A 9,422-nucleotide genomic window follows, 5' to 3' on the forward strand; every position below is an offset into this window, starting at 1 on the left:
GCCCCGCGCGGCGCACATGCGCGGTGCGCCCGCCAAGCGCCCGCAGTGCCTCGATCGAGCTCACGGCCTTCAGTTCCGTCACGAAACCGATCAGCGCATTGATCGCCAGCACCGCGACGACGGCGCCGCCCGCCTCCCGATCACCGAAATAGAACGCCAGCGCCGCCGCCGCGCCCAGAAGACATGCGACCGGACCGCCGAACTGATGCAGCAGCAGGCGCGGCGCGCTGACGGCGCGACGCGCGGCGATCCTGTTCGGGCCGAAGACCGCGCGCCGCCCGCGCGCATCGTCTTCATCCAGCCCCTCGTCTGCGGATACGCCAAGCCCCGCAAGCAACTCATGCGCGGGCAGGGCGTGGGGACCTGCCGGCGGCGTCGGCCAGACGGCAACGCGCTGCGGAGCGATGGCACACTCTCCTCACGGCCTGCGTCGGGCCAACGTGCAGGCTCGCGCGGGGTTTCGCGACATGGCCTTGAACAACGTCAGGACCCGCTCGCGCCTGCGCCCCGATCGCTTATCGGAAACATTTTCGGCGAGGCAATGCGGAAGCGTGGCATCGTACACACATGCGTGCATAGCTGCGTCAGAAACCGAAATATGCTGTTATAGTTATAAATTGATTCCGTGGGGAGGCCGCCATGTCGTGTGACGCTCCGTTCGCCGTTTCCGTGCGTCCTGCCACGTCGCGGCCCGGTGCTCCGCGCATCCGCGCCACCCGAACCATGCTCATCCGTGCAACTCGGGGCGCGCAGGACACGGGCGGCCGCACTGTCCGGCGGTAATGCTCCCGAGCAGGCCGGGCTCACGATACGCGGCAGACAATGTCGGGATGCCGCGACGACCCCGCGATGGATCCCGCGTTTCGGTCATAACCGCTCCGCCGGAGTTCAATCCTGAGCATGCCGGAAAATTGCCAGCATGACCCTCAACGCGCCCATGGCGGCGTTGCGGCCGCAAGTCCGATAATGGCGCCGGCCCGATATTTACACGCTGGCGAGCCGCCCATGCCGGGTGAAATCGTCTACACATGCCCCATGCATCCCCAGATCAGGCGGACGGCACCGGGCAACTGCCCCATCTGCGGCATGACGCTGGAACCGGCCGATGTCGGCAAAGAGGTGGGACCCGGCGCCGAACTGCGCGACATGACCCGCCGCTTCTGGATCGGCACGGCACTGACCGTACCGACCGTGATCCTCGAGATGGGGGGGCATGTTCCGTGGCTGCACCTGCATTCCGTCTTGTCGCCCCGGGCTTCGGTATGGCTGCAGTTCGCCATCAGTTCGCCCGTCGTGCTATGGGCCGGCTGGCCGTTCTTCGTACGCGGCTGGGTGTCGGTCCGCAGTCGGTCGCTCAACATGTTCAGTCTGATCGCGCTCGGGGTCGGTTCGGCTTATCTTTACAGCCTTGCTGCCACCTTTATGCCACGCCTGTTTCCGAAGGACCTGCGGCAGGATGGCGTCATCCCGGTCTATTACGAGGCCGCCGCGGTCATCGTTGTTCTTGTCCTGCTGGGACAGATTCTGGAATTGCGGGCGCGTGAGCAGACTGGCGGCGCCATTCGTGCGCTTCTGAACCTCGCGCCGAAGATGGCGCGGCGCATCCGCCAGGATGGCACAGATGAGGAAATTGCCCTGGATACCGTGCAGATCGGTGACCGGCTCCGCGTCAGGCCGGGCGAAAGTCTGCCGGTGGACGGCGTGGTTCTGGAGGGCCGCAGCGCCGTTGACGAGTCGATGGTGACAGGTGAATCGCTGCCGGTCGGCAAGGAAAAGGACGCCCGGCTGATCGGCGGGACGATCAACGGCTCCGGCACCCTGGTGATGCGGGCGGAAAAGGTCGGTGCCGACACGATGCTGGCACGAATCGTCCACATGGTGTCGGAAGCCCAGCGCAGCCGGGCGCCGATCCAGCATCTTGCCGATAGTGTCTCGTCCTGGTTCGTTCCCGCCGTGATCCTGATCGCGGCCGTGGCCTTCGCCGCCTGGATGATCCTGGGGCCGAAACCGGCATTTGCCTATGCGTTGGTTGCATCCGTGTCCGTCCTCATCATTGCCTGTCCCTGTGCGCTGGGCCTTGCGACACCGATGTCGATCATGGTGGGCGTGGGCAAGGGGGCCACGGCGGGCGCCCTGATCAAGAACGCCGAAGCCCTGGAACGTTTCGAGAAGATCGATACCCTGGTCGTCGACAAGACCGGCACGCTGACCGAGGGCAAGCCGCGGATCGTCGCGGTAAATCCATTGCCGAATTTTGATGAAGCCACGATACTTTCCCTGTGCGCCAGCCTGGAACGCGCCAGCGAACATCCGCTGGCGGGCGCGATCGTTGCTTCGGCCAGGGAACGGGGTATCCCCATGACCGAGGTCGCCGCGTTCGCCGCCTTGACCGGAAAGGGCGTGACCGGACGGATTGGCGCGCATCAGGTGGCTGTCGGCAATGCGGCTCTCCTGCGGGAACTTGGCATCACCAGCGCGCCCCTGGACGCACACACCGACAGCCTGCGGCGTGATGGCGCGACAACGATGTTCGTCGCGGTGGAAGGTCAAGCGGCGGGCCTTATCGCCGTTGCCGATCCCATCAAGGCGACAACGCCCGCGGCACTCGCCAGCCTGCGTGCGGACGGTATCCGCATCGTCATGCTGACCGGCGACAACCGTACGACCGCACGCGCGGTCGCGGCGAAGCTTGGCATCACCGACATTGAGGCCGAGATATTGCCCCAGCAGAAGCATGCGATCGTCCGGCGCCTGCGAAGCGAAGGGCATGCTGTCGCCATGGCCGGCGACGGCGTCAATGACGCCCCGGCGCTTGCCGAGGCCGATATCGGTGTGGCCATGGGTACAGGCACGGATGTCGCCATGCAGAGTGCGGGTATCACCTTGGTCAAGGGTGACCTGGCAGGCATTGCGCGTGCGCGCGCCCTCAGCCGGGCGACGATGCGCAACATTCGCCAAAACCTGATTCTGGCCTTCGTCTATAACGTGCTGGGCATACCGCTGGCTGCGGGGGTTCTCTATCCGGCGTTCGGGTTGCTGCTAAGCCCGGTCGTCGCGGCGGCCGCGATGAGCCTCAGTTCGGTATCGGTGATCGGCAACGCGCTGCGCCTGCGAAGGGTGAAACTGTAAGAGCGCAGCAGCAACAACAATGACTGAGAATCAGACGACACGCAGGAAGGCCATGATTCGTTCGGTGGTCGTTTTTCTTGTTGCACCTGTGGCGGCGAGCGTCCCCTGGATTAATTCACTTCGAGATGCGATAAGAGAATTTCAGTCTTATGGTGTAACTCCAGGAATTTCTCAAAATACTGAACGAAAGTTTTACGAACTCGGAACTCGAATTGCCTCTGAAAAATACAGTGTAAATCCACATTTTCTTGATATCTGACAAAAGATTCTGAAACGTGAATGGGAGACTTTAAAACAAGAAATAGCCTCCGCCGGATAAGCGATTCGAAATTGTTTTTTTGAAGAAACTATTCTGTAGGCCCCGCGGTCGGTGTCTGGTTTTGCGGCCAATCTACCTGAAACCGAACTTTCCGTTTACCCCGCAAAGCAGCCGTGAAGACGCCGCTTGAAAGCCGCCGTTGCTCTATGTATATGCAATGGATATACATGGAGCATCACATGCCTTACCGTCGCCAGATCGATGCCTCTCCCCCACGTGAGGCCAAACTCTTTCGGAACAACAAGAGCCAGGCGGTTCGCATTCCGGCCGACTTCGAGTTTCCCGGTGAGCGGGTCCTGATTCACCGGGAGGGTTCACGGCTGATCATCGAACCGGTACCTGGAAAGCGCTTGTCGGCCGTCCTCGCCGAGCTGGAGCCGCTATCAGCCGAAGACGCTTTTCCCGATATCGACAGCACACTGCTTCCGGCGCGGGAAATTGACCTGTGACGGCGCTCTTCATGCTAGACACCAATATCGTCTCTGATCTGGCGCGTAATCCCCAAGGCAGGGCAGCTCACCATATCGTCTCTGTTGGCGACGACGCGATTTGCGTCAGCATCATCACCGCGGCCGAACTCCGCTATGGCTGCGCGAAGAAGGGCTCGCCAAAACTGACGGCGCAGATCGAGGCGATCCTGGCAAGCACCAACGTGCTCGCCCTTGATCTCCCTACCGATGCCGAATACGCCGCCATTCGGGCGGATCTCGAGGCGACCGGAAAGCCGATCGGCCCAAACGATCTCCTAATCGCCGCTCATGCTCGTGCTATCGGCGCGGTGCTCGTAACCGCCAACACCGGTGAATTCGAACGTGTTTGCGGCCTGCAGGTCGAGAATTGGCTCGTTCCTGCATAGACGGTCCAAAGAGGGAGCTGGACATGGCTGGGATCCAAACGACCGGCCCGGCGCCGGTTGAAGACGCAGCGGCATATGCCGCTTGGCTTCGAGCTAGAGCATCATCCGATCAGATGGAATCATCTGATCGGATAAAGATGCTCGCCAAAACAATGATCTAGAGCCGTATCCGTGAACCAGTGTGAACGGATACGACTTGTCTTATGAAAATCTGGTCGCTTCGTGCGATGAAGGACCGTTGATCCGGGGTGGCCACCCCGGATCAACGGGAAGGGGACGGGTCGGGATATGACAGGCCATGATGGGCCGTATTAGAGTGTGACCGCCCCTTCTTTTCCTTGTGCCCTGAACGGATACCCGGGGGATCAAGCCCCGGATGACAAGCATAGGACATGGAAAAGATGACGCAGACCGACGCTGATTCCAAGAAACAAATGCCTGGTCAGGCGATCACGATCGGGATCGACATCTCCAAGGATCATCTCGATGTGGCGCTTTATCCGGGCGGGGAGACACGGCGCTTCCTCAACGCCCGCAGTGGGCACACCGCCCTGTTGCGCTGGCTCGGCAAGCAGGTCGTGGCACGGATCGTGTTCGAGGCGACCGGCCCCTATCATCGGGATCTGGAGCGGCGCCTTGAGCAGGCCGGCCTGCCCTTCGCCAAGGTCAATCCGCGTCAGGCTCGTCGCTTCGCCGAGGCAACGGGGAAACTCGCCAAGACCGATCGGGTCGATGCCCTCATGCTGGCACGCTTCGGCGTGTTGCTCGAGCCCCAGTCCCGCCCCGCCCGGTCGGAGAACCTGGTGCAACTGGCCGAATTGGTGGCGGGACGCCGTATCCTCATCAAGGATCGGACGGCAACGCTGAACCGGCTCAAGACCCTGGGACAGGAACTGCTCAAGCGTCACGCTCGCCATCGCCTGCGACAAATCGAAGCGCACCTCACCTCTCTCAATGTCGCTATCGATGCTGTAATCGCCGCCGATCCGGTGCTGACGCGACGGCTCGCCATTCTCACCAGCATCCCCGGCCTGGGTGAAATCACCGCCCAGGCTCTGATTGCCGATATGCCTGAACTGGGCACCATGGACGAACGCCAGACCGCCGCTCTGGCCGGTCTGGCACCCATCACACGACAGTCGGGAAAATGGCAGGGCAAGAGCTTCATCCAGGGCGGACGCTCCCATCTGCGACAGGCCCTCTACATGCCCGCCCTCGTCGCCATGCGCTTCAATCCCGATCTCAAATCCCGCTATGACGCTCTCGTCACACGTGGAAAACACGCCAAGGTCGCCATCACCGCTGTCATGCGCAGGCTCGTCGTCATCGCTAACGCTCTCCTCCGCGATGATCGAACTTGGACACCAAAAGTCGCTTGATCACAACGGATACTCTAGAGGTAAACAACAGGCGGAATTCGACCACAAGACGGGGGTGCCGAAAGACGACCCGCGATATCGTGAAAAGGCGTCAGAATGGCATGTTGGTTATGACGGGATGGCGCGATCACCCGAGGCAACGATACGACCGACAAACAGGTGGGCTAACGCCGTGCGAACCATGACTGACAAGCAGACGACCGGCCGGCTCGTGGCGCGGGCCATCTGAGGAATGCGCGCGCCGGAGCGTTCACTGGTGCCGGACACCGCGGCGACGGGCGGCCAATCGCATGCCTATGTGCTGGCGGTCCGGCCCCGGCTCACACCAGAAGCTCCGCCGATTACCGGCACAGCACCGCCCTGTTCATCGTCGCAGGGGTCTTGATGCTGCTGTTGCTCTATTGGCTCCACGGCGCGCCGAAGCATTGATAGGGCAATGCATCCGGCGCCACGCTTGGTCAACCCGAGAAATCCTCGCGGAATCGGTTCATCTGGTGCATACGCTTGTGCAAGACGGTAACAATACCAACCGCGCCATCACTCAATTCCCGCCAATAGATGAAGTGATGCTCATGGCGGCACACGTAACCATGCACGCCAAACGCCGCCGGAATGGGCCGCCACGGGAATTGGCGGCCAGCTATCGCTCTGAAGCGATCGAACAGACCGCGAATATAGGCCTCGGCCTGCGTATCCCCCCAGCGCTCGCGCGTGTAGGTGTAAATCTCATCAAGTCGATGCCCGGCCTGGTCCTGGACTCGGAAATCGGTCATTCCCCGCGCCGGGCATTCCGTCGGATCACGGTGTCGGCATCAAGTGACCGGTAGCTGCTCTCCGGAGCGGCAAAGGCTTGTGTCAGCTCTGCCTTGAGCCGGTCGAACGCCTCGCGGTCGGCACGCTCCATGTCACGGCGGATCAAGTCCCGGACATACTCGCTGACGTTCTCGTATGCACCGTCGTGACCAATATTCGCCGCGACGAAATCGCCGAGAGTTCCGCTGACACGCACGTTCAGGGTCATAGATTTGCTCATCTGCTGCCTCCTGCGTCTGTCCACATTTAGAGGAATTTTGTGGACAAGACAACCCGGCATCGGGCACTTGCTGTGTCGAGGGCGTCCTTATTGCGCTTGAACCAGCGAAGGACGGTACGCTCTCCCGTCGCCTGCTCTTGCCGGCGACGGACATCGACCGCGGATAATCGCTTTCAGCCATGAACCTACTCCACCGATTCCGAAGAAATGGGTGAAGTCTCGTGAGCAGTCGGGGTGACCCCCAGGCTATTCCTTTACTCCGAGGCGCGGTCAGAGACACGCTCATATGTTCCGCCCAAAGGCGGTGGAAATACCAATCGCGCCCGGCCGCGATCGTCCTTAGCATCGGATACCGGGATCAACCCGACAACGATCTGTGCGGGAATCAGCAGGCCGTTAAAATAGAACCAGTCGATCCTCGACAATTGCTCGACAAGGTGAAGGCGTTGCTGCGCGCCCGGCGCAGCAACGAGAGGCATGGCGAAGACGAGGGACGATTTTATGAATGATTTTGATCCCCTGATCCGCGTGGTCGATGACGACGCCGATGTCCGTGATTCCTTCGAAACCCTGCTGCGCTCGTCAGGCTACAAAGTTCTCTGTCCGGCCGGGTCATTACAATGGTTTCGATTTTGAACACAAACCTGTGAAGTTCGACGACATGGTTTCAATTTTCCTGGCCTGGTTTTCAGCTGATCGGCCATGCTGCTGTGGCTGTGAAGCCGTTGTACCGGCTCTGGTTTTTAAGACATTGGTTTGAAACTAAGCGATGCGCAAAACGCCGATATTTGTGGGCCTGTTCCTGCTTCGAATGGCGGCGCCAGGACCATTGCGTGCGGCTGAATCGCCCCGCATCGTCGTGCCGATCCAAGAAACGGTCCTGAGCGATGGCGCGCGCCGATATAGCATCACGCTCTCCTTCGGTGGCGCCAGGTTCGATGCTGCGCTCGACACGGGTTCGACCGGCCTGAGAATCTTACCGCGCACTGTCGATCCGCAAGATGTGCTTATGTCCGAAAAGACGGAAACCTATGGTTTCGGTTCGGGAACCGTGTTCGACGGTGTCATTGGCCACGGACGTGTCGGTTTCGGCGACGCCGGGAACGCGATAGCCGGTGCCATCCCGGTTCAGATGATTACGCATGTCAGATGCCACAAGGACAATCCCAAATGTCCTGCGTCACGCGTTGATGCGGAGGACTATGAGATTGAAGGAGACGGCCTGCCCCACGAAGGCTTCAGGGCGATCCTCGGACTTCGCACATCGCAGGGCGCCGTTCCCAACCCGCTTCTGGCGATAGGGGTCAGGCGCTGGATCATCGACCTGCCTCTTGATGGCATCCCCAGGACGGGGTGGCTGATCCTGAATCCGACTGATGACGAAATAGCGGGATTTGTGAAAATCCCGATGCTTCCACAGTTTGGCAACGCGCGGAGGCCGGCCTCCGACATCGTGCCGGGATGTCTCGAAAATCTCGATACGCACAGTTCGATTTGCGGCGGTGTGTTGGCTGATACCGGCGCGCCGGGCGTGACGGCGGTCTTTTCCGGCCGCGACGAAGAAATATGGCCGGCCGGCACGCACGCGGCCCTGACCTTTGGCCAGGCCGATCATACCGTCCAGGCGCGCGAGACCCTGACGATCGGCCGGCGCGCCCATGCTTCGGCACTGAAATTCGTCCGATGGGATTTGCCGATCAATCGTGTATTTGCCGGACTATGTCCCTATTTCGCCTTCTCCATCCTCTATGATCCGGCGAATTTGACCATCGGGTTCAAGCCGCGTGACGCGGCACCAGGCGGCCCCGTGGGTGAAGTGAACATGCCGCATGAACTGTCCGGCCATCCATGACAACGATGCCGAAGCGGGAATAAAGAAGAATCACAACGCAGGCCGCACGGCACGCGGCGCCTTCGCACCCCCCTACCTCTCGTCGATCACCCGCTTCGGCAGCAGCGCCGGCACGAACACCAGCGTCGCCAGCAGCGTGCAGGCCAGCGACAGCAGCAGCAGCCGCCCCATGCTCGCCGTCCCCGGATGGTGCGACGCCGCCAGCGACCCGAACGCCGTCCCGGTGGTCAGCGCCGAGAACAGCACCGCCCGCGCCGTGGGGCTCGACAGCGGCGACCGCACCCCCGCGCGCCAGTTCATCACGAAATAGATGTTGAACGACACCCCCACCCCCAGCAGCAGCGGCAGCGCGATGATGTTCGCGAAATTCAACTGCTCCGGCAGCAGCACGACCAGCACGACCGTCATCAGCGCCGACAGCAGCAGCGGCGCCAGCACCAGCGCCATGTCCAGCAGCCGGCGCAACGCCACCAGCAGGATCGCCGCGATCATCACGATCGCCGACAGGGCGGCGAACACGAAGGCATGGACCATGGTCGTCGCACTCTCGACGATGTCGATGGCATTGCCGCCCGCATCCGGCGCCACGCTGCGGATCTGCGCGACATAGCGGCGCAGCGCCGCGTCGCTGTCCATCCCCGCGCGCGGATGGACCGACACCAGCGCCCGCCCGTCCGGCAGCAGGTAATCCTGCCGGATCGACGGCGGAATATCGCCGATCCCCACCTTCTGCGCCAACAGCATCCGGCGCAGCAGGTCCAACTGCCCGGGCAGAAACCGCACCAGCGCGCGGTCGGCGGCCATGATCTGCCCGTCCGGCGCCTGCGCCAGCCGCGCCAGCGCCGCCTGGATCC

At 61.9% G+C, this 9,422-nt stretch carries 11 protein-coding genes; 7 read left to right on the forward strand and 4 right to left on the reverse strand.

The genetic code is table 11. The features are described from left to right. A partial coding sequence (locus tag HUK84_RS06080; RefSeq protein ID WP_246285453.1) for a cation-transporting P-type ATPase occupies positions 1-337 on the reverse strand: 337 nt, incomplete at its 3' end. A 563-nt stretch (positions 338-900) separates the two neighbouring features. Between HUK84_RS06080 and HUK84_RS06085 the strand changes: the two genes are divergently transcribed. From HUK84_RS06085 to HUK84_RS06105, 5 genes are all read left to right on the forward strand, one after another. Further along, positions 901-3,129: a copper-transporting P-type ATPase gene (locus tag HUK84_RS06085; RefSeq protein WP_176639478.1), complete on the forward strand. Its 2,229-nt coding sequence runs from the start codon at positions 901-903 to the stop codon at positions 3,127-3,129. Between the two features lie 19 nt (positions 3,130-3,148). Continuing rightward, positions 3,149-3,388 carry a hypothetical protein gene (locus HUK84_RS06090; protein ID WP_218064246.1) on the forward strand — a complete coding sequence of 80 codons (240 nt, stop codon included), beginning with the start codon at positions 3,149-3,151 and terminating at the stop codon, positions 3,386-3,388. Between the two features lie 239 nt (positions 3,389-3,627). Next, a complete protein-coding gene (locus HUK84_RS06095) occupies positions 3,628-3,897 on the forward strand; it encodes an antitoxin (protein ID WP_176639486.1) in 270 nt (89 codons plus the stop codon). Continuing rightward, a complete protein-coding gene (locus HUK84_RS06100) occupies positions 3,894-4,304 on the forward strand; it encodes a type II toxin-antitoxin system VapC family toxin (protein ID WP_176639480.1) in 411 nt (136 codons plus the stop codon). The genes HUK84_RS06095 and HUK84_RS06100 overlap by 4 nt, the downstream gene beginning before the upstream one ends. Positions 4,305-4,738: 434 nt before the next feature. Beyond that, positions 4,739-5,683, forward strand: coding sequence for an IS110 family RNA-guided transposase (locus HUK84_RS06105; protein ID WP_176639487.1), 945 nt, complete (start codon positions 4,739-4,741; stop codon positions 5,681-5,683). A 458-nt stretch (positions 5,684-6,141) separates the two neighbouring features. On the opposite strand, the gene HUK84_RS06110 is transcribed toward HUK84_RS06105, so the two are convergent. Continuing rightward, entirely contained in the window at positions 6,142-6,456 is a 315-nt protein-coding gene (locus tag HUK84_RS06110) for a type II toxin-antitoxin system RelE/ParE family toxin (RefSeq protein WP_176639481.1), read from the reverse strand. Further along, a complete protein-coding gene (locus HUK84_RS06115) occupies positions 6,453-6,716 on the reverse strand; it encodes a ribbon-helix-helix domain-containing protein (protein ID WP_176639482.1) in 264 nt (87 codons plus the stop codon). Before HUK84_RS06115 ends, HUK84_RS06110 begins: the two co-directional genes overlap by 4 nt. A 477-nt stretch (positions 6,717-7,193) precedes the next feature. Between HUK84_RS06115 and HUK84_RS06120 the strand changes: the two genes are divergently transcribed. After that, a complete protein-coding gene (locus HUK84_RS06120; protein ID WP_176639483.1) occupies positions 7,194-7,352 on the forward strand; it encodes a hypothetical protein in 159 nt (52 codons plus the stop codon). 133 nt (positions 7,353-7,485) lie between these two features. Then, positions 7,486-8,568 carry a hypothetical protein gene (locus HUK84_RS06125; protein ID WP_176639484.1) on the forward strand — a complete coding sequence of 361 codons (1,083 nt, stop codon included), beginning with the start codon at positions 7,486-7,488 and terminating at the stop codon, positions 8,566-8,568. A 72-nt stretch (positions 8,569-8,640) separates the two neighbouring features. Here the strand turns inward: HUK84_RS06125 and HUK84_RS06130 are convergent. Further along, positions 8,641-9,422: MMPL family transporter (locus HUK84_RS06130; protein ID WP_176639485.1), on the reverse strand; the 782-nt coding region annotated here is incomplete at its 5' end.

The sequence above is a fragment of the Nguyenibacter vanlangensis genome (assembly GCF_013376155.1).
GTDB lineage: Bacteria > Pseudomonadota > Alphaproteobacteria > Acetobacterales > Acetobacteraceae > Gluconacetobacter > Gluconacetobacter vanlangensis.

Bases quoted from the DNA above. Each gene is read 5' to 3' on its own strand.
- HUK84_RS06090 (WP_218064246.1), top strand. From the start codon at position 3,149: ATGACTGAGAATCAGACGACACGCAGGAAGGCCATGATTCGTTCGGTG.
- HUK84_RS06120 (WP_176639483.1), top strand. From the start codon at position 7,194: ATGGCGAAGACGAGGGACGATTTTATGAATGATTTTGATCCCCTGATC.
- HUK84_RS06115 (WP_176639482.1), bottom strand. From the start codon at position 6,716: ATGAGCAAATCTATGACCCTGAACGTGCGTGTCAGCGGAACTCTCGGC.
- HUK84_RS06095 (WP_176639486.1), top strand. From the start codon at position 3,628: ATGCCTTACCGTCGCCAGATCGATGCCTCTCCCCCACGTGAGGCCAAA.
- HUK84_RS06125 (WP_176639484.1), top strand. From the start codon at position 7,486: ATGCGCAAAACGCCGATATTTGTGGGCCTGTTCCTGCTTCGAATGGCG.
- HUK84_RS06105 (WP_176639487.1), top strand. From the start codon at position 4,739: ATGCCTGGTCAGGCGATCACGATCGGGATCGACATCTCCAAGGATCAT.
- HUK84_RS06085 (WP_176639478.1), top strand. From the start codon at position 901: ATGCCGGAAAATTGCCAGCATGACCCTCAACGCGCCCATGGCGGCGTT.
- HUK84_RS06110 (WP_176639481.1), bottom strand. From the start codon at position 6,456: ATGACCGATTTCCGAGTCCAGGACCAGGCCGGGCATCGACTTGATGAG.